General features: G+C 73.2%; 14 protein-coding genes. 11 read left to right on the top strand and 3 right to left on the bottom strand.

Annotated features, from left to right (window positions below; all coding sequences use genetic code 11):
• Positions 1 to 16 precede the first annotated feature (16 nt).
• Together BIU97_RS18065 and BIU97_RS18060 are read left to right on the top strand one after the other, a co-directional pair.
• Entirely contained in the window at positions 17 to 2941 is a 2925-nt protein-coding gene (locus BIU97_RS18065) for an IPT/TIG domain-containing protein (RefSeq protein ID WP_071297456.1), read from the top strand.
• A 172-nt stretch (positions 2942 to 3113) separates the two neighbouring features.
• The gene (locus BIU97_RS18060) at positions 3114 to 5054 is read left to right on the top strand and encodes a cell division protein PerM (protein ID WP_071297455.1); all 1941 of its coding nucleotides are present in this window, start codon (positions 3114 to 3116) and stop codon (positions 5052 to 5054) included.
• Positions 5055 to 5272: 218 nt separating this feature from the next.
• On the opposite strand, the gene BIU97_RS08490 is transcribed toward BIU97_RS18060, so the two are convergent.
• Positions 5273 to 5821, bottom strand: a complete 549-nt coding sequence (locus tag BIU97_RS08490; protein ID WP_071297454.1) for a hypothetical protein — start codon at positions 5819 to 5821, stop codon at positions 5273 to 5275.
• Positions 5822 to 5961: 140 nt separating this feature from the next.
• On the opposite strand from BIU97_RS08490, the gene purN reads away from it, so the two are divergent.
• The 6 genes from purN (at position 5962) to BIU97_RS08460 (ending at position 13829) form a co-directional block, all read left to right on the top strand.
• Positions 5962 to 6555, top strand: a complete 594-nt coding sequence (gene purN / locus BIU97_RS08485; protein WP_071253981.1) for a phosphoribosylglycinamide formyltransferase — start codon at positions 5962 to 5964, stop codon at positions 6553 to 6555.
• Positions 6552 to 8186, top strand: coding sequence for a bifunctional phosphoribosylaminoimidazolecarboxamide formyltransferase/IMP cyclohydrolase (gene purH, locus BIU97_RS08480; RefSeq protein WP_071297453.1), 1635 nt, complete (start codon positions 6552 to 6554; stop codon positions 8184 to 8186). The genes purN and purH overlap by 4 nt, the downstream gene beginning before the upstream one ends.
• A gap of 575 nt (positions 8187 to 8761) precedes the next feature.
• Positions 8762 to 10585 carry an ABC transporter ATP-binding protein gene (locus BIU97_RS08475; RefSeq protein WP_071253985.1) on the top strand — a complete coding sequence of 608 codons (1824 nt, stop codon included), beginning with the start codon at positions 8762 to 8764 and terminating at the stop codon, positions 10583 to 10585.
• Positions 10582 to 12504: an ABC transporter ATP-binding protein gene (locus BIU97_RS08470; protein ID WP_254782948.1), complete on the top strand. Its 1923-nt coding sequence runs from the start codon at positions 10582 to 10584 to the stop codon at positions 12502 to 12504. Before BIU97_RS08475 ends, BIU97_RS08470 begins: the two co-directional genes overlap by 4 nt.
• A 117-nt stretch (positions 12505 to 12621) precedes the next feature.
• Complete coding sequence (locus tag BIU97_RS08465) at positions 12622 to 13047, top strand: DUF805 domain-containing protein (protein ID WP_071253987.1); 426 nt, start codon at positions 12622 to 12624, stop codon at positions 13045 to 13047.
• 86 nt (positions 13048 to 13133) lie between these two features.
• Positions 13134 to 13829, top strand: a complete 696-nt coding sequence (locus tag BIU97_RS08460; RefSeq protein ID WP_071253989.1) for a TerD family protein — start codon at positions 13134 to 13136, stop codon at positions 13827 to 13829.
• Positions 13830 to 13850: 21 nt separating this feature from the next.
• Here BIU97_RS08460 and BIU97_RS08455 read toward each other — a convergent pair whose 3' ends face one another.
• Positions 13851 to 14192 (bottom strand): MGMT family protein, encoded by a 342-nt coding sequence (locus BIU97_RS08455; RefSeq protein ID WP_071253991.1) that lies wholly within the window; start codon positions 14190 to 14192, stop codon positions 13851 to 13853.
• The gene (locus tag BIU97_RS08450) at positions 14192 to 14647 is read right to left on the bottom strand and encodes a GNAT family N-acetyltransferase (protein ID WP_071253993.1); all 456 of its coding nucleotides are present in this window, start codon (positions 14645 to 14647) and stop codon (positions 14192 to 14194) included. The genes BIU97_RS08455 and BIU97_RS08450 overlap by 1 nt, the downstream gene beginning before the upstream one ends.
• 87 nt (positions 14648 to 14734) lie before the next feature.
• Between BIU97_RS08450 and BIU97_RS08445 the strand changes: the two genes are divergently transcribed.
• The 3 genes from BIU97_RS08445 to BIU97_RS18055 all read left to right on the top strand — a co-directional run.
• Positions 14735 to 15997 carry an ROK family transcriptional regulator gene (locus BIU97_RS08445; RefSeq protein WP_071253995.1) on the top strand — a complete coding sequence of 421 codons (1263 nt, stop codon included), beginning with the start codon at positions 14735 to 14737 and terminating at the stop codon, positions 15995 to 15997.
• 67 nt (positions 15998 to 16064) lie between these two features.
• Entirely contained in the window at positions 16065 to 17087 is a 1023-nt protein-coding gene (locus BIU97_RS08440) for a hypothetical protein (RefSeq protein WP_071253996.1), read from the top strand.
• 140 nt (positions 17088 to 17227) lie between these two features.
• Positions 17228 to 19679: lamin tail domain-containing protein (locus BIU97_RS18055; protein WP_071297452.1), on the top strand; the 2452-nt coding region annotated here is incomplete at its 3' end.

Here is a 19679-nt window from a genome sequence, read left to right as displayed (position 1 = left end):
AGGCCCACTCGTCCCCATGCACAACGCACTGCGCGCACGCACGCTCGCGCTCGGCATCGTGGTCAGCACGTTCGCCGCTGCCGCTGCCGTCGCCACGGCCGTCCCGGCTTCCGCCTCGACCACCGATTCGTCCGTCACCTTCCCGGCCACCGGTGCCGTCCAGACGTGGACCGTCCCGGCGGGCGTCGACCGCGTCTACGTCGACATCGCCGGCGCCCAGGGCGGTGCCGGCTACGACGGCGGTGCCGCCGGAGCCGAGCTCACCGGCACACTGCCGGTGACCCCCGGCCAGCAGCTCAAGATCCTCGTCGGCACGATGGGCGCGAACGGTCGCCAGTACCAGACCGGCGGTGGCGGTGGCGGTGGCTCGTTCATCTACACCACGCCCGACCAGGCCGGCATCCTCGCCGCGGCCGGCGGTGGCGGCGGTACCGGCTCGAACCGCTACGGCTACCCGGCGACCACCACGACGACCGCGAACCCCGGCGACAACGGCGGCGGCGCCGGTGGCACGGCCGGTGGCGGCGGTGGCGGCGGCTCGAACGCCGGCGGCGGTGGCGGTCTCCTCGGCAACGGCGCCGGCAGCGGTGCGGGACTCTCGGTGGCGGCCGGCGGCGCCGGCGGCAGCGCCGCGCGCAGCGGTGGCTTCGGCGGCGGTGGCGGTTCCAACGGGAACTCGGCCGGTGGCGGCGGTGGCTACAGCGGCGGTGGCGCCGGTGCGTTCGTCAACGGCGGTGCCGGTGGCGGCGGTGGCGGCAGCTCCTACTTCGCCGGCGAGCTCTCCGGCGCGATCGCGAACCACGGCGGCAACGGCTCCGTCACCATCGCGTGGCCGTCGAAGCTCACGCTCGTGTCGCCGGCCAACGGCTTCGCGGGCGACCGGATCGTCATCACCGGCTCCGGTCTCGCCGGCTCGACCGTCCGCGTCGCGGGCGTCGCGGCACCCGTGCGCTCCTCCACGGACACCGAGATCGTGGCCACCGTCCCGGTGCAGCAGAACCTGCCCGGCGGGCCGCAGCGCGTCGAGGTCACCACGATCAGCGGCGTGACCTACCCCGTCGTCGGGGCCTTCACGTACACCCCGGCACCGAACGTCTCCGCCGTCTCGCCGGGCACCGTCCAACGCGGCGCGCAGCGGACGGTCACGATCACCGGCTCCGGCTTCACAGGGGCGACCGCCGTCCGCTTCGGCACCACGCCCGCCGCGTCGTTCGTGGTCGCGTCCGACACGAGGGTCACCGCGGTCGTCCCGGCCGACATCCCGGTGGGCACGGTCGACACGACCGTCACGAACCCGAGCGGTACGAGCGCGACCGGCGACGCGGACCGGCTCGTCGTCACCGCGGCGACCGTCGTGGTCGCACCCGCCACGCTCCCGGCACCCCAGGTCGGTGCGGCCTACTCGCAGCAGCTCAGCGCCTCGGGCGGCAACGCGCCGTACCGGTTCGCGGTCACGGCCGGGGTGCTCCCCGCAGGCCTGACGCTGAGCGCCGGTGGTGTGCTGAGCGGCACCCCGACCGAGGCCACGACGACGGTGTTCACCGTCACGGCCACCGACGCCAACGGCGACACGGGCTCCCGCGCCTACAGCTCCGCGGTGCGCGTGGCCGTCCCGACGGTCTCCGAGGTCTCGCCCGCGTCGGGCGTGGTCTACGGCGGCACGACGGCGACGATCCGCGGCACCGGGTTCACCGGCGCCACCGCCGTCTCGTTCGGTGACGCAGCGGCCGCGTCGTACACGGTCGACTCCGACACCGAGATCACCGCCGTCACCCCGGCGTCCTCGGAGGGCGTCGTCGACGTGACCGTCACCACGTCCGGCGGCACCAGTGCGACGAGCGAGGCGGGCCGCTTCCGCTTCACCGCACCCGTCGTCACGGTCAGCCCGACCGAGCTGCCCGACGGCAAGCAGGGGGTCCCGTACTCGCAGGCCCTCACGGCCTCGGGCGACCGGAGCGACACGTACACCTTCGCGGTGACCGACGGCGCCCTGCCGGCGGGCATCGAGCTCGAGGCCGACGGCACGCTCACCGGCATCCCGACCGTGTCCGGCTCGTCCGCGTTCACCGTCACGGCGACCGGCGGCGACGGCTTCACGGGCAGCGTCGACCACACCCTGGTCGTCGCGTCCTCCGTGCCGACCATCACCGCCGTGTCCCCGGCGACGGGCGACGCCGGCGACGCCGTGACCGTCTCGGGCACCGACCTCGACCGTGCCACCGTCACCATCGGCGGCGTCGAGGCCCGGGTCGACACGACGGCGACGAACACGTCGACCTCGCTCACCGTGCTCGCGCCGGAGTCGGAGCCGCGGGCCGCGGACGACGCCGTCGACGTCGTCGTGACGAACCCCTGGGGTGCGGCACGGGCCACCGGCGCCTTCACCTACGCCACGACGCCGGCCCTGACGATCGACGCCGGCTTCCGCGTCGGTGACGCGGTGGACGGCGCCCGGTTCGCGATCCACGCCTCGGGCTTCGCCGCCGGGCAGGACGTCGAGGCCGTCGTGCACTCCACGCCGACCACGGTCTACACCGGCACGACGTCGGACGCGGGTGCGCTCGACGCGACCGCCGCGCTCCCGGCGCTCGAGGCCGGCAGCCACGAGCTCGTCGTCACCGCCGGTGCGCGGACGGCGCGGCTCTGGTTCGCGGTGGACGCCGACGGCACGGTGACCGGCGTCTCCGCATCGGGTCCGGTCGCCCCGGTCGCCACCGAGGAGCCCTCCGAGGAGCCCACCGCCGAGCCGACCGACCCGGCGGCACCCGGCACCCCGGCGCCCTCGGCGACGCCCGGTGCGGTCCCGGCACGGGGCGACGACGACGGTTCGCTCGCCTGGACGGGTGCCGAGGTCCGGGGTCCGCTCCTGGCCGCCGGGCTGCTGGTCCTCGCCGGCCTCGGGACGGCGCTCGTCGCCCGTCGCCGCCGCGCGGTGCGCTGACGGTCGTCACCCGGCACGGACGGGAGGCCCCCCACCAGCAGGTGGGGGGCCTTCCGTCGTCCGCGGTGCCACCGCGCCACCTGCGAGGGCGTGTCGCAGGAACACCGGCGTTTTGCCGGAGCGGCCGCGCGCCGGGGCCGGACGGACGAGCGACGGCCGTATCCTCGCTGCGATGAACCGCCTGGGAACCGCTCTGCTCGCCGCGATCGAGGCGGTCGTGACGGTCGGCGTCGGCATCGGGATCGCCCTCGTCCCGCTCACGCTCCTGTGGGGCTTCGAGTACGGCCTGCAGGTCGACTGGGACGTGTTCTGGAAGGCCACCGGCAGCGTCTGGCTCGTCGGCCACGGCGTCGACGTGACGTTCCTGCTCGGTGCCGCCGCCGCGAAGAGCACCGGGATCCCCGGCGCCGGCGACCCCGTCCACGTGACGATCGCCGCGCTCGGCTTCGCGGTCGTCACCGCGTGGCTCGGCGGCCGCGCCGGACGGCGCTTCGCGGAGACCGAGCACCGCACCACCGGGCTGCTCGTCGGCACCGCCGCCGTCGCCCTGCTCGGCCTCGCCGTCGCGGCGACCTCGACCTCGGCGGCCACCCGGCCGACGATCTGGCAGGCGGTGGTGCTGCCGGCGCTCTGGTTTGGCATCCCGGCGCTCTGGACCTCCGAGGTCTGCCGCCGCCGACGCGGGCTGCCCGCCGACGCCGGTACCCAACGGCTGCTCCACCTGCTCGACCGGGTCCCCGCCGTGTGGCGCGCCGTGATCGGCTTCGGGCTGCGCGCGGGCACCGCCGCCACCGCGGTCGTCGTCGCGGTCGCCGGGCTCGTCGTCGGCCTGCTGCTCTTCACCTCGTTCGCCGAGGTCATCACCCTGTACGAGCAGTCCCACGCCGGCGTCGTCGGCGGCGTGGCCATCACGGTCGGACAACTCGCCTTCCTGCCGGACCTGGTCGGTTGGGCCACGTCGTGGCTCGTCGGTCCGGGCTTCGCCATCGGCACGGGGTCGAGCGTGTCGCCGATCGCGACGACGCTCGGGCCGATCCCGGGGCTGCCGGTGTTCGGCGCACTGCCGACCTCAGGCCACACCTTCGGGCTGGTCTGGGTGCTCGTGCCCGTCGTCGCCGGGTTCGCCGTCGGCGGGGCGATGCGGCCGCGGCTCGTCCGGGCACTCGGCGCTGCCGACTCGGCGCTGCACCGCGCCCTGGGCGGCGTCGTCACGGGGCTCGTCGCCGGCGTCGCGACCGGCCTGGTCGCCTGGCTGTCGTCGGGGTCCCTCGGCCCCGGCCGGCTGGCCGACGTCGGTCCGCACGCCCTCACCGTCGGTGCGTTCGCCGCGCTCGAGGTCGGGGTGCCGGCGATCCTCGCGCTCGCCGCCGGCAGCGACCTGGTGCGGTTCCCGGAGCGGGGCCGCGAGCGCTGGACCGAGGCCGACCACGACGACGAGCACGCCGCTGCGGCCGACGCCCACGCCGGCTCGCTGCTGGCAGCCCTCGACCGGGCGGGCGCCGGACGGACCACCGACGTGCACCGCTTCGTGGTCGAGGAGCCGCACGACGGTGCCACCGTCGCGGCAGCGGACCGGGCGGGCGCGGCCCTGCCGACCGAGCCCGTGTCCGACGACCACGTCGTCCGCGACACCGACCACGACGTCGAACTGCCGGCCTGGGCGGCGACCGACACCGTCGCCGCCGACCGCGTCACCGAGGCGCCCTCGGACGGACGTCGGAGCGGCGGCGGCGCCGGTCTGGCCGGCCTGCGCGACCGGCTGTCCGACGCCGCCGGCTCGGTCCGGCAGCGCGCCGGCGGCCTGCGCGGGCGTGCTGCCGGACTGCGCGACCGCGTGGCCGGGCAGCGGAGCGACGCCGGGCACGCGGCGGCCGAGCGGCCGGCGGCCGCGCCGGAGCGGGACCGCACCGACGCCCAGCCCGCGTTCCCCTGGAGCACCGAGGAGTTCGTCGCCGGACGGGACGACGTCGACGACGCGGAACCGGTCGTGGAGGTGCACGGCGACCGGCCGGGGCGGAGCGCGCAGCCGGCCCGCCAGACGACCTGGGACGCCACCGACCAGATTCCTGATGAGGAGCTGCCTTGGTGGCGCCGTCCGAAGGACGATCACTGACGGAGGTGTTCGTCAGCGCTGACCATGTCGGCGGATGAGGGCCGCTCCGGTACAGAGGATCGCCGCGAACAAGCACACCGCCGCGGCTGCTGGACGGAACCACGAACCACTTGACGAAGCAGTTGCCCCGACGACAGACCCGAGCACGACCAGCCCGAGGCTCACGGTGACGGCTAACGGGACACCGCCGACGATCCTGCGCACTGCTCTCCCGTTCACTACGCGCATCGCGGCTTGACCCGACCGCCGGCAAAGGGGTACACGCGGAGCGCCTTCGTCCCGCAGCGGATGGCGCCGTTGCCGGTGATCGCAACGGTCGCCATGGTGATGATCGCACCGGTGATCACGCAGAAGGCCGGACCTCCGACAGCGCACAGTCCGGCGCCGAGGCCGAAGGCTGCTCCATTGATGATCATGTTCTGGTCGGTCGCGTTGAACGAGACGTAGGCGCCCCTGGTGTCCTTCCCGACGCCGATCCGCTGGTCATCGCTCTGCTGGACGAGCTCGAACTCGAACCCTTCCCCGAGGTCGATGGTGGTGGTGACCGTGCCGTTCGGGGCGCTCGTCTGCTTCTTCACGAGGCCGGCTTCGTCCGCTTCAGCGATGGCCTGAGCAATCTCGGTCGGTGAGACCTCCGCCAGGCGCTCGTAGGCATTCGCCGGGACGGTCTGTTCGACCGCGGTCGCTGGTGACGCGAACGTCAGACCTCCGGCGATCAGGACAGTCGAGAGTGCGATCCCGGTGAGGGAAGCGCGGAAATTCGTCATTGTTCCCCTTGATCAGGGGCTGCCGCCTTGCAGCCCGTGGCGCAAAGGTAGCGTTCCAGCAGTTAGACGGCAACATGTGACGTTCTTCAATCGTTGCCGCGACTGTCCCCGCGACCGCCGGTCCCGCTAGGGTTGGTGCCGTGCTCGAACTGGTCGTCCTGATCTCCGGTACCGGGTCGAACCTCCGAGCCCTGCTCGAAGCGACCTTCGACGCCGAGTACCCCGCCCGTGTCGTCGCCATCGGAGCCGACCGCGACGCCGAGGGCCTCGGGCTGGGCGAGGAGTTCTCGATCCCGACGTTCACGGTGCCGTTCTCCCGCTACGCGACCCGTGCCGAGTGGGGTGAGGCGCTCGCGGAGCAGATCCGTCCGTGGTCGCCCGACCTGCTCGTCCTGTCCGGTCTCATGCGACTGCTGCCGCCCGCGGTGGTGTCCGAGTTCGCCCCGGCGATCATCAACACGCACCCCGCGTACCTGCCCGAGTTCCCCGGCGCCCACGGCGTTCGCGACGCGCTGGCGGCGGGCGTCACCGAGACCGGCGCGAGCGTCATCACCGTCGACGACGGGGTGGACAGCGGCCCGATCCTCGCGCAGGAACGCGTCCCGGTGCTGCCGGGCGACACCGAGTCGACGCTGCACGACCGCATCAAGCCGGTCGAGCGTCGCCTGCTCATCCAGACCATCCTCGACATCGCCAACGGCACCACCGACCTGAAGGACACCCCGAGCGCATGAGCGTGCACGCAGCCGACCCCAGCCTCTACCGCGACCGCGACGTCGTCCCGGTGCGCCGGGCCCTCATCTCGGTGAGCGACAAGTCCGGCCTGCTCGAGCTCGCCGGCGCCCTGGCCGAGTCCGGCGTCGAGATCGTGTCGACGGGCTCCACCGCCCAGGCCATCCGCGACGCCGGGTTCCCGGTCACCCGGGTCGAGGACGTCACCGGCTTCCCGGAGTCGCTCGACGGGCGCGTGAAGACCCTGCACCCCTCGGTGCACGCGGGCCTGCTCGCCGACCTGCGGCTCGAGTCGCACGAGCAGCAGCTCGCCGACCTCGGCATCGCGCCCTTCGAGCTCGTCGTCGTGAACCTGTACCCGTTCGTCGAGACGGTCGCCTCGGGCGCCGACACCGCCACGGTGGTCGAGAACGTCGACATCGGCGGCCCGGCGATGGTCCGTGCATCGGCGAAGAACCACCCGAACGTCGCGATCGTCGTGTCCCCGGCGTCCTACGCCGAGGTCGTCGAGGCCGTCCGTGCCGGCGGCACCCCGCTCGAGCTCCGCAAGCGCCTCGCCGCCCAGGCCTTCGCGCACACCGCGGCCTACGACACCGCCGTCGCGAGCTACTTCGCGAGCGACGTCGTCGCGGCCGCCGCCGCCCCGACGACCGGCACCGACCTCGAGACGCCGGGCACCTTCGACGAGCAGCTGTCGCTCACGGCCGAGCTGACCGCCACGCTCCGCTACGGCGAGAACGCCCACCAGGCCGCCGCGCTGTACACGCTGCCCGACGGCACCGGCATCGCGCAGGCGACGCAGCTGCACGGCAAGGAGATGTCGTACAACAACTACGTCGACGCCGACGCCGCCGTGCGGGCCGCGTTCGACTTCGACGAGCCGGCGGTGGCGATCATCAAGCACGCCAACCCGTGCGGCATCGCGATCGCCCCGGCCGACGCCGCCGACCCGATCGCCTCCGCGCACGCGGCCGCGCACGCCTGCGACCCGCTCTCGGCGTTCGGCGGGGTCATCGCCGCGAACCGCACCGTGACGAAGCAGATGGCCGAGACGGTGCAGGACATCTTCACCGAGGTCGTCGTCGCCCCGGCGTTCGACCCCGAGGCCCTCGAGATCCTGTCCCGGAAGAAGAACATCCGCCTGCTCACCCTGCCGTCGGGCTTCGCGCTCGCCGACCGCGAGGTCAAGCAGGTCTCCGGCGGCTTCCTCGTGCAGGACGCCGACCGCTTCACCGGCTTCGACCAGTCCACGTGGACCCTGGTCGCCGGCGAGCCGGCCGACGAGCAGACCCTCGTCGACCTGGCGTTCGCGTGGAAGGCGAGCCGCTCGGTGAAGTCGAACGCGATCCTGCTGGCGAACCAGGGCGCGAGCGTCGGCGTCGGCATGGGCCAGGTCAACCGGGTCGACTCCTGCCACCTCGCGGTGGACCGTGCGGGGGACCGTGCGGCCGGCAGCGTCGCGGCGTCGGACGCGTTCTTCCCGTTCGCCGACGGCCTGCAGGTCCTGCTCGACGCCGGCGTGCGCGCGGTCGCCCAGCCCGGTGGCAGTGTCCGTGACGACGAGGTCGTCGCCGCGGCGCAGGCCGCCGGCGTGACGATGTACTTCACGGGCGAGCGGCACTTCTTCCACTGAGCGACACTTCTTCCACTGAGCTGCACTTCTTCCACTGATCGGACGAATTCGTGGCGCACCATTGCGCAGGGCGTCCTCCTGTGAATAGTCTGTAAGGCTCCGCGGCAGGCAGTCGACGGTCCATCGGGACCGGCGGCACCGCGGACACCACGGAGACGAAGACGACGACTGGAGTGACGATGGACGACACGACCGGAACTGTGGCGATGGCTGCCCGTGCGGGTCTGGAGTCCGTCGTGGGGACCGCTCCCGCACGACGATCCCTGATCGCCCCGCGACCCCGCGTCGCGGCCGCCGCCTAGTCGGGCCGTTCCCACGGCCTCGCGGCGCCGGTCGACGGCGTCGCGGACCACCCGCCTGAACCCGGGGGACGACCATCCCCCGGTGCCCTCCGGCCCGGCCGACGTCACGGACGTGACGGCGGCGGCGTGACCACGCGCCCGGCCGATGATCACCACGCAACGCCACACCGAGCCTCCAGGTCGAGGCCGCGCACACGACGCACGCAGGCAACACGCGAGCACCGCACGCGCAGCGCGACCCGGGGACCCGGCAGACGCATGAGGACGCAACCCATGTCCAAGTCGCCCACCACGGCGCGCCCGTCCACCTCCCGCCCGACGACCCTGCGTGCGATCGCGCGGATCCTCCCCTACGTGAAGCCCCACCAGGGCCGCCTCATCGCCGGCATGGCCGCGGCGATGGGTGCCTCCCTGGTGGCGCTCGCCATCCCCTACGTGCTGCAGTGGCTCGTCGACGGTCCGCTGTCGTCGCGCGACTCGGCGCAGATCTGGCCGGCCGGCCTCGCGGTGCTCGCGCTCGGCCTGCTCGAGGCGTTCTTCATCGCCTCGCGTCGCCGCCTGGTGATGCGGCCGTCGACGCGCATCGAGTCGAGCATGCGCAACGCCCTGTACGCGAAGCTGCAGGACCTGCCCGTGTCCTTCCACGACCGGTGGGAGTCGGGGCAGCTGTTGTCCCGTTCGGTGTCGGACCTGTCGCTGATCCGCCGCTGGCTGGCGTTCGGCGTCGTCCTGCTCGTGGTGAACATCATCACGATCGCGGTGGGCTTCGTCGTGCTGTTCACCTTCGGGTGGCTGCTCGCCCTGATCTTCCTGGTCGCGTCGATCCCCTTGTGGATCAACGGGCTGCTGTTCGAGCGCCGGTACTCCGTCGTGGCACGCCGCAGCCAGGACCAGGTCGGCGACCTCGCCACGAGCGTGGAGCAGTCGGTGCACGGCATCCGCGTGCTCAAGGCGTTCGGCCGCGGCGGCGCGAAGCTCGACGAGTTCAGCGAGCAGGCCGAGGCGCTCCGCGGCACCGAGATCAAGAAGGCGAAGGCCATCGCGAGCATCTGGCTGTGGCTGCTGCTCGTGCCGGACGTCGCCTTCGCGCTCTGCCTGCTGGCCGGCATCTGGCTGGCGTCGCAGGGCGAGATGACCGTCGGGCAGCTCTTCGCGTTCTTCGCGACCGCCACGGTGCTGCGGTTCCCGATCGAGTCGATCGGCTTCTTCCTGTCGATGACGTTCGACACCAGGACGGCGGTCGACCGCTTCTTCGAGGTCATGGACTCCGAGAACACCATCACCGACCCGGCCGAGCCGAAGACGATCCCCGAGCCGCACGGCGCGCTCGCGTTCAACGCGGTGCACTTCCGCTACCAGGACTCCGCACCGCAGTACCCGGACCTGGTGAACGGCGTCGAGCTGCGGCTGGAGCCGGGCGAGACGATGGCGCTCGTCGGGCTCACCGGGTCCGGCAAGACGACGCTGCTCGCGCTCGTCCCGCGGCTGTACGACGTCACCGGCGGGTCCGTGACGATCGACGGCGTCGACGTCCGCGACCTCACCCGAGCGGAGCTGCGTCGCCACGTCGCGGTCGCCTTCGAGGACGCCACCCTGTTCTCGACGACGGTGCGCGAGAACGTGCTGCTCGGCCGCCCGGACGTCACGGGCGACGAGGCCGAGGCGCTGATGCGCGAGGCCCTCGACATCGCGCAGGCGTCCTTCGTGGACGACCTGCCCGACGGCGTCGACACCCGCGTCGGCGAAGAGGGCCTGTCGCTCTCCGGCGGACAGCGACAGCGTCTGGCGTTGGCGCGGGCGATCGCCGCGCGGCCGTCGGTGCTCGTGCTCGACGACCCGCTGTCGGCGCTCGACGTCGACACCGAGGCGCGGGTCGAGGCCGGCCTGCGCCGGGTGCTGGCCGACACGACGTCGCTCATCGTGGCGCACCGACCGTCGACCGTCACCCTGGCCGACCGCGTCGCGCTCATGGAGAACGGCACGGTCACCGCCGTCGGCACCCACTCGGAGCTGATGGCCACCAACGAGCACTACCGGTACGTCATCTCGTCGCTCGACGACGACGATGCGGACGCCCGCGAGGAGGCGATGGCATGAGTCAGCAGGAACAGAACCTGCCCGTGGGGACGTCGGCCGGCTCGGGAGGCGCGGATCCGGTCATCGACGACGTCGCCGACGCGCAGGCTGCCGCACCGATCACCGCCTCGATCACCACCCTGGGGGTGCGCGGCGAGGAGCGTGGCGACTTCACCAAGGCGGAGAGCAAGCGCCTGCGGCGCCGCTCCCTCGCCCTGCTCGGGTCGCTCGCGGCGCCGCTGAAGGCGCGGCTCGTGCTGCTCGGCGTCGTCGTGGTCGTCTCGACCGCCGGCACCGTCGCCGGGCCGGCACTCATCGCGTGGGGCATCGACGAGGCGCTGCCCCGGGTGATCGACCAGGACGACTGGGCACCGGCGTTCGGTGTCGTGTCGGCGTACGTCGTCATCGCGGTGCTCGGTGCGGTCCTCGCCGCCTGGTACACGGTGCTCGCGGCCCGGATCAGCCAGGCGATCCTCATCGACCTGCGCAAGCGGGTGTTCCTGCACACGCAGCGGCTGTCGCTCGAGTTCCACGAGACGTACACGTCGGGCCGGATCATTTCGCGCCAGACGAGCGACCTCGACTCGATCCGCGAGCTGCTCGACTCCGGGCTGAACCAGCTCATCCAGGGCGTGCTCTACATGGTGTTCACCGCCGTGGCGCTCGTCCTGCTCGACCCAGTCTCCGGCCTCGTGCTGGCGATCTCGCTCGTGCCGCTCTGGTTCCTCATCCGCTGGTTCCAGACGAACTCGCAGACGCTGTTCCGGTCCACCCGCACCACCTCGGCGCGGGTCATCGTGCACTTCGTCGAGACGATGACGGGCATCCGCGCGGTGCAGGCGTTCCGCAAGGAGTCCCGCAACCGCGACGAGTACGGCGGCTTCGTCGAGGCGTACCGCGTGGCGAACACGAAGGTGTTCAACCTGTTCGGCACGTTCGACCCGATCCTCGTGCTCATCGGGAACGTCACGCTCGCCGCGGTCGTCATCGTCGGCGGCTTCCGCATCGTCGGTGGCTCGCTCGAGGTCGGCGTGCTGCTCGCCGTCGCCCTGTACGCCAAGCGGTTCTTCGACCCGGCGCAGGAGCTCGCGATGTTCTACAACGGGTACCAGTCGGCCTCGGCCGCGATGGAGAAGATCTCCGGCGTGCTCGAGGAACGGCCGAGCGTGCCGGACCCGGTGCAGCCCGTCCGGTTGCCGGACGCGCACGGGAAGATGGACTTCGACGGCGTCGAGTTCGCGTACAACGCGGGCAAGGTCGTGCTGCCGGAGTTCGACCTGCACATCCCGGCCGGGCAGACCATCGCGCTCGTCGGGTCGACCGGCGCGGGCAAGTCGACGCTCGCCAAGCTCATGGCGCGCTTCTACGATCCGTCCCGCGGCTCGGTGCAGCTCGACGGCGTCGACCTGCGCGACCTCGAGCCGAAGGACATGCGCCGCGCCATCGTCATGGTGACGCAGGAGGCGTACCTGTTCTCCGGCACCGTCGCGGACAACATCGCGCTCGGCAAGCCCGGGGCCACCCGGGCCGAGATCGAGGCGTCGGCGAAGGCCGTCGGCGCGCACGAGTTCATCATGGCGCTGCCCGACGGGTACGACACCGACGTGAACAAGCGCGGCGGGCGCGTCTCCGCCGGCCAGCGGCAGCTGCTCTCGTTCGCCCGCGCGTTCATCGCCGACCCGAAGGTGCTCATCCTCGACGAGGCGACCGCGTCGCTCGACATCCCGTCGGAGCGGCTCGTGCAGGAGGGGTTGGAGACCCTGCTCGCCGACCGCACCGCGGTGATCATCGCGCACCGGTTGTCGACCGTCGCGATCGCGCACCGCGTGCTCGTCATGGAGCACGGCCGCGTCGTCGAGGACGGCACCCCCGCCGACCTCATCGCCGGCACCGGGCGCTTCGCCCAGCTGCACGCCGCCTGGCGCGACTCGCTCGTGTGAGCCGCACCCGCTGACGGTCGACGCGCCCCGGTGATCCGGGGCGCGTCGCCCGTTCCGGGGTGCGTCGCTCCGGGCGGGGGACACGGCCGCTCGGGGACGACGTGGTTGGCTGGACCGATGAGCAACGAGAGCGTGCAGCCCGGCGGCGTCGCCCTGAGCGAGCCGTTCGTCGGCGCCCCCTTCGCCGAGGCCGTCCGTCGGTTCTGGCGCAAGTACACCGTCTTCACCGGCCGGGCCTCGCGCTCCGAGTTCTGGTGGTGGTGGCTGACGTCGCTCGCGATCGGTCTCGTGCTGCAGCTCGCCCCGCAGGCCTTCACGCCGGACACCCCGCTGCTCGAGAACCCGGTCGGGTCCTACCTGTTCGTGCTCTGGGGGCTGGTGACGCTGATCGGCTCCCTCGCCCTCGGCGCCCGCCGGCTGCACGACGCGGACCGGTCCGGGTTCTGGCAGTTCCTGCACGTGCTGCCCGGCATCGGCTCGCTCGTGCTCCTCGTGCTGTTCCTGCTGCCGTCGAACCCGAAGGGCGTGCGCTTCGACCGCTGAGCGCAGCACACGCACCGGTTCCTCCGGCAGGATGGACCGCAGCAGCGCGGCACGACGCCGCCGCACGACACCACCTGGGGGAGCACATGTTCGGGTTCGGCAAGAAGACCACCACGCCGGCACAGGAGCCGGCCGCGACCACCGCGCCGCAGCAGCCGACCGAGGCGCCCGCGCCGGCGTCCGACCTCGGCCTGGCGAAGGGGCGCATCAACCTCGAGAAGCGACAGGTCGTCTCGCTCACCAAGACGCAGACGATCACCGCGACGATCTCGTGGCCGAACGCCACCGACTACGACGTCTACGCCCTCGTGCAGTACCGCGACGGGCACGTCGAGACCGTCGCGCAGTTCGGCACGAAGGCCGAGCGCTCCTTCAGCCCCCGCACCGCCGACGGCGCCGTCGTGCACCGCGGTGACGAGCGACGCGGCACCGGCCAGACGACCATGGCGCAGGAGACCGTGGCGATCACGCTGAACCCCGAGATCGCCCGGATCGTGCCCGTCGTGTACTCCGCGCAGTCGAACGGCACCGGGTCCTTCCGCAAGTACCAGGTCGGCATGGCGATCGACAACGGTGCCGGTGACGTCGTCGAGATCGACGCGCGGGACGCCGACACGAACAACAAGGTCTACACGTGCGTGCCCGGCGTCATCACGAACGGCGACCAGGTCCGCATCGAGAAGCTCGAGTTCTACTCGGCACCGCGCTCCGAGAAGCGGCCCGTCATCGCGGACGACGGCTCCGTGGTGATGGACGCGGGCGCGGTCAACGCGTTCAAGTAGGCCGACCCCGTCGGCGCCCGTTCAGAACGGGTCGTCCGCGTCCGTGGTCGGCGACCAGCGCGCCCGACGCATGTCGAGCCTCCAGGTCGACGCCCCCTGCCGGACGGGCGTGCCCTCGGCGCGGTAGTGGCCGAGCGCCCGCTCCTCGTGGTGGAGCGGCGGGAGCCCGCCCGCGCGGACGACCCGCCACCACGGCAGGTCGGCGCCCTCGTGCGCCATGACCTTGCCGACGGCGCGGGACGCCCGTGAACCGAGCACGGCGGCGACGTCGCCGTAGGTCATGACGTGACCGGGCGGGATGCTCCGGACGACCTCGGCGACGGCGGCGCCGAAGTCCTCGTGCGCCCCGGTGGCGGCAGGCACTACAGCGGCAGGACCGCGAAGTGGTCGCCGTACCGGGTCTCGCGCACGACCTCGAAGCCGAGGGCGCGGAAGAACGCCTCGGGGCTGTCGTCGCCGCCGGGCTCGTACACCACGGTCAGCCGCTCGAACCCGCGGCTGCGGGCCTCGTCCGCCAGGCCGTGCACGGCGAAGCGGCCGACGCCGCGACCCTGCGCGCTCGCCGCGACGTTGACGCGCCAGATGCAGCTGCGGAGTTCCTCGTGCGTGCTGTCCGGGTCGAACGAGCCGATGATGATCCCGAGGACCTCGTCGCCGTCGAGGACCACGCGTGTCCACGCCGAACTCGGCTTGACGTCGGACTCGGCGACGCCGTACGTGGTCGGCTGCACGAACTGTTCCTGGCCCGGCTTGAGCGTCAGGGAGTTCGCCGCCGCAGCGGTCTTCGCGGAGAGTTCTTCGAGACGCAGGTCGGACATGCGGCCAGGGTAGTGGTGCGACCCGTCCGGGGGCCAGCGCCCGCGGCGGACCGAGACCGCACCGTTGCACCGCGGTATGGTCGCGGGATGGCAGAGCATCGGCGCGGGGCGAACCTGCCGTCGATCGGCGGGTTCAACCGCACGGTCGTGCTCGACGCGGTCCGCCGCTCACCGGACGGCCTGAGCCGGGTCGAGCTCGCGTCGCGCACGGGCCTCAGCGCGCAGACCGTGTCGAACGTCACCCGGTTCCTCATCGAGGCCGGCATGATCGTCGAGTCCGGCACCGTCGTCTCCGGCCGCGGCAAGCCCCGCACCATCCTGCGGCTGGAACCCGGCAGCCGCTACGCCGTCGGCGTGCACGTCGACCCCGCCGTCGTCACCTACGTGCTGCTCGACCTGGCCGGGGCGGTGGTGGCGTCGACCACCACGTCCACCCCGACCGCGGACGACCCGTCCGAGGTGGTGCGCACCGTCGCCTCGGCGGTGCGCGGCCTGGTCGCCGAGGCCGGCATCGACGTCGACGCCGTGCTCGGCATCGGCATCGCGAGCCCGGGCCCGATCGACGTCGACGCCGGCATCGTGGTCGACCCGCCCTTCCTGCCGCGGTGGCGGGACGTGCCGCTGCGCGAGGCACTCGCCGAGGCCACCGGTCACCCGGTGCTGCTCGAGAAGGACGTGACCGCGGCGGCCGTCGGTGAGATGTTCCTGGCGGGGGAGTCCGCGGCGCGGAACTTCGCCTTCGTGTACTTCGGCACCGGGTTCGGCGTCGGACTCGTGCTCGACCACGAGCCGGTGCGCGGGGTCGGGTCGAACGCGGGCGACGCCGGGCACATCATGGTCGACCAGGGCGCCCTCGCCGGGACCCCGGACAGCGCGGGCACGCGGGGCGAGGTCGGCGCCGCCGTCGCGCCGGACCGACTCGTGCGGATCGCGCGGGAGCGCGGCGTCCGCTTCACCGGCGGCACGGTCGGCGGCACCGCCCCCGTCGCGGCCGACGCGGTGAACGCTGCGTGGGACGAGCTCGCCGCAGCCATCGACGACGGGGACGCCGCCGCCGTGACGCTCGCCGCGCAGGCCGGCGCCGTGATGGGGCAGGCCGTCGTGCTCATCGTGAACCTGCTCGACGTCGACCGGGTGGTCTTCGGCGGCCCGTTCTGGTCGCGGATCGCGAGCGCGGCGCTGCCCGCCGCCCGAGCGGCGATCGTCGACTCGCCGTTGCTCGTGCCGAAGCACCCGGTCGCCGTCGTCGAGAGCGACCGGGGCGCCGACGTCGCCGCGGTCGGGGCCGCGTGCCTGGTGCTCGACGCGGCCCTGTCGCCCCGGGCCAGCGCCCTGCTCATCGGGCGCTGACCCACCGGTCGCCGCTACGCTTGCGGACCGACGCACCCGTCGGCGGTGCGGGGGACCTGGGGGGACCATGACGGACACGCTGGACGACGGCACGATCGATCCGCGCTGGGCAAGGGTCCGCCCGCTCGTGTTCCGCACGATCATCGGGGCGGTCGTCGCCGCCGGACTCGTCGGCATCGTGGCGGTGCTGCTCGGGGACTTCGGCCGGGTCGCGGTGCAGCTGCTCCTGACGATCGTCGTGGTCGTCGTCTTCGCCCTGCTGTCCTGGTACGACGCCGACGTCTCCTCGCAGCGGTCGGGGACCTTCGCGTTCGCGAGCGTCCTGACGTCGCTGTACCTGCTCGTCGCCGGGTTGGTGAAGGTCTGGATCGTCCCGACCGACCCGTACGGCGGCGACGGGATCTGGCTCGTCGGCGAACGGTTCTGGCAGTGGATCGGGCTCGTCGCCGTCGCGCGGGTGGCGCTGCTGCACGTGCACCTGCTGCTCGTCATCCACCGGCGGTTCCCGACGCCGGTGCTGCAGGTCGTCGCCAAGTCGACCGTCGGGGTCATCGCGTTGCTCGCGCTGCTCGTGTCGATCCCGTTGCTCGCCCCCGGCCTCGACCTGCGCCCGGGATACTGGCGACTCGTCTGGGTGGTCGTCATCCTCGACCTGCTCGGCACCGTCGTGGTGCCGCTGAGCAACGCGCTCTTCCGCCCGCGGGACCACCACGACGCGTCGGTGGGGTCGTGGGGGCCGTTGCCGTTCGCCGACCCCTCGCCCGGGCCGGGACCCGCTGCCTCTGCCTGGGGTGCGACGCCGGGCTCCGGTGCGGTGTCGGCGTCCGCCCCGCCGACGGCCTGGGAGCCGAGTGCGCCACCGGCGCCCATGTCCACGCCCGCTGCGTCCGCTCCCGCCGCTCCGACTCCCGCTGCCGCGGTGCCGGTCGCGTCACCGGACACCGACACGGTGACCGGTCCGGACGGGTTCCGGTACGCGACCCGACCGACGGCGTCGCGCGCGCTCGCCTGGCCGCGGTACGTCGACGGATCGCCGCTGCCGGCGCTCGCCGACGGGACGCCGGACTTCTCCGGGGTCGCCCGGGGCTGACCGGCGACGAGGTCTGGGTCGCCCGGGACGGTCGCGACCACGGTCCACGACACCCGTCGTTCACCCGACGGCCACCGGCGGGACGCCCGGATGCTGAACAGTCGTGCAGGTCTCCCCGACCTCCCCGAGAAGGACCCTGCATGCGCGCTCCTGCCCTGCGCCCGCCGACCCTGCGCCCGTCGACGCTGCGCCCGTCGACCTTGCGCGCCACCGCGGCACTCGCGGCCGCGCTCATCGCCGCCGCCGGCATCGGCGTCGCCAGCCCAGCCGTCGCGGTCGTCGGTGCGGACGACCCCTCGGTCGGTGCCGCCGCCGCGAACGGCCTGGTGGTCAACGAGGTCGAGTCGAACGGCGACGACACCGACTGGGTCGAGCTGGCGAACACCTCCGCCGCGGCCATCGACCTGTCCGGCTACGCGTTCCTCGACGACGACGGCCAGCACGAGGCGTACGTGCTGCCGAGCGGGTCGACCATCGCGGCCGGCGGGTACTTCGTCATCGACGGGCTGTCGGCCACCGCGCCGGGGTTCGACTTCGGCCTGGGCGGCAAGGACACCGTCCGCGTGTACGACACCGCCGGCGACCTGGTGCTCCGGTACTCCTGGACCGCGCACGCTGCCGTCACCTGGGGGCGCTGCCCGGACGGCACCGGGCCGCTCGTCGACACGACGGCCTCGACGAAGAGTGCGCTCAACGACTGCTCGTCGCCGGTCCGCATCAACGAGGTCGAGTCGCAGGGCGGCACCCCGGGAGACTGGGTGGAGCTGACGAACGTCGGCACCACGACCGTCGACCTCGGCGGGTACGTGCTGCGTGACAGCGAGGACGACCACACCTACCCGATCCCCGCCGGCACGACGGTCGCGCCGGGCGGGTTCACGGTGCTCGACGAGGCCGACTTCGTGTTCGGCCTCGGCAAGGCGGACGCGGTGCGGCTCGCCGACCCCGCGGGGGCGATCGCCGACGAGTACCGCTGGTCGGAGCACGCCGCGACGACGTACGGCCGCAACCCGGACGGCACCGGCGAGTTCGCCGTCACCGCCGAGCCGACGAAGGGCGCGGCGAACCGGTTCGCCGGCGTCGTCACCGCCGAGGCCTGGCCCGGCGGCCCGGACGAGACGGTGCTCGACGACGAGGACACGTTCTCGGGCGACCTGAGCGGTCTCGACTGGACGACCTCGAGCACCTCGGGCGACGGGCAGCTCTGGGCCGTGCAGAACGGCGACGGACTGCTCTACCACCTGGCCTCGGACGGCGAGGGCGGCTGGGTGCCGACCAACGCCGCGGGCACCGACCTGCGCTACGCCGACGGCACCGGGACCCCGGACGCCGAGGGCGTCACGGTCACCGCCGACGACCCGGGTGCCGTGTACGTCTCGACCGAGCGCGACAACGACGTGTCGTCGACGAGCCGACCGGCCGTGCTCCGCTACGCCACGACGGACGGGTCCGCAGCCGTGCTGCGCGCCACCGACGAGTGGGACCTGGCCGCGGACTTCCCCGGGCTCGGCGCGAACGCCGGCCTGGAAGGCGTGACCTGGATCCCGGACGCGTGGCTGACCGAGCACGCGTTCGCCGACGAGCACACCGGCGCCGCCTACACCCCGGCGACCTACCCGGGACACGGCGAGGGGCTCTTCCTCGTCGGGGTCGAGGGGACGGCGAGCGTGTACGCGTACGCCCTGATGGAGGACGGCGCCTTCCAGCGTGTGGCCACGATCGCGACGCCGTTCGCGGTCGTCGCGGACGTGCAGTTCGACCCGACGCTCGACGCCCTGTGGGTGGTCTGCGACGAGGTCTGCTCCGGCCGCACGGCACTGTTCGCGGTCACCGACGGCGCCTTCGCCGCGACCACCCTGTACGAGGCCCCGGCGGACGCGGACCGGACGCTCGCGAACGAGGGCTTCGCGATCTCGGGGGTCTGCACGGACGGCGAGCGGGCGACCTTCTACGCCGACGACAACGACACGGACGGCTTCTCGCTCCGCACCGGGACGTACCCGTGCGAGGGCGGCACGGACCCGACGCCGACGCCGACGCCGACGCCGGGGCCCACGCCCGGCCCGGGTACGGACCCGACGCCGGGTCCGACGCCGGAGCCGACGCCGGTGCCGACCCCTGGTCCGGGTGTGGACCCGACGCCGGTGCCGCCGGTGGACGGGATCACGCCGCCGGTGGTCCCGGTGGCGCCGTCGGAGGGGTCGTTGACGGGGGCGAACCGTGGTGGTGTGTCCGCTCCGGCGTCGGCTCGTGCGGGGGAGACGATCACGGTGACGGTCGGCGCGCAGTACGCCGGTGCGACGGTGCACGTGTGGCTGTACTCGACCCCGTCGCTGATCGGCACCGTCGTGGTCGCGGCGGACGGCACCGTGCGGGTGACGATCCCGGCGGACACCGCGCCGGGTGCGCACCGTCTCGCGGTGACCGCGGCGGATGGCAGCTTGGTCGGGTGGACCACGATCACGGTGGTCACGGGTGACGGGGAGCTCGCGTTCACCGGTGCGGACGGCCTCGGTGCGGGTGCGTTGCTGGCGCTGCTGCTCCTCGCCGCAGGTGCCGGGGTACTCGTGCACCGCCGCCGCCGCCGCCGCC

The organism is Curtobacterium sp. MCBA15_009, assembly GCF_001864895.1.
Taxonomy (GTDB): domain Bacteria; phylum Actinomycetota; class Actinomycetes; order Actinomycetales; family Microbacteriaceae; genus Curtobacterium.
The sequence above is the reverse complement of the archived record's forward strand: the minus strand, read 5'-3'. Positions and strand labels throughout refer to the sequence as shown.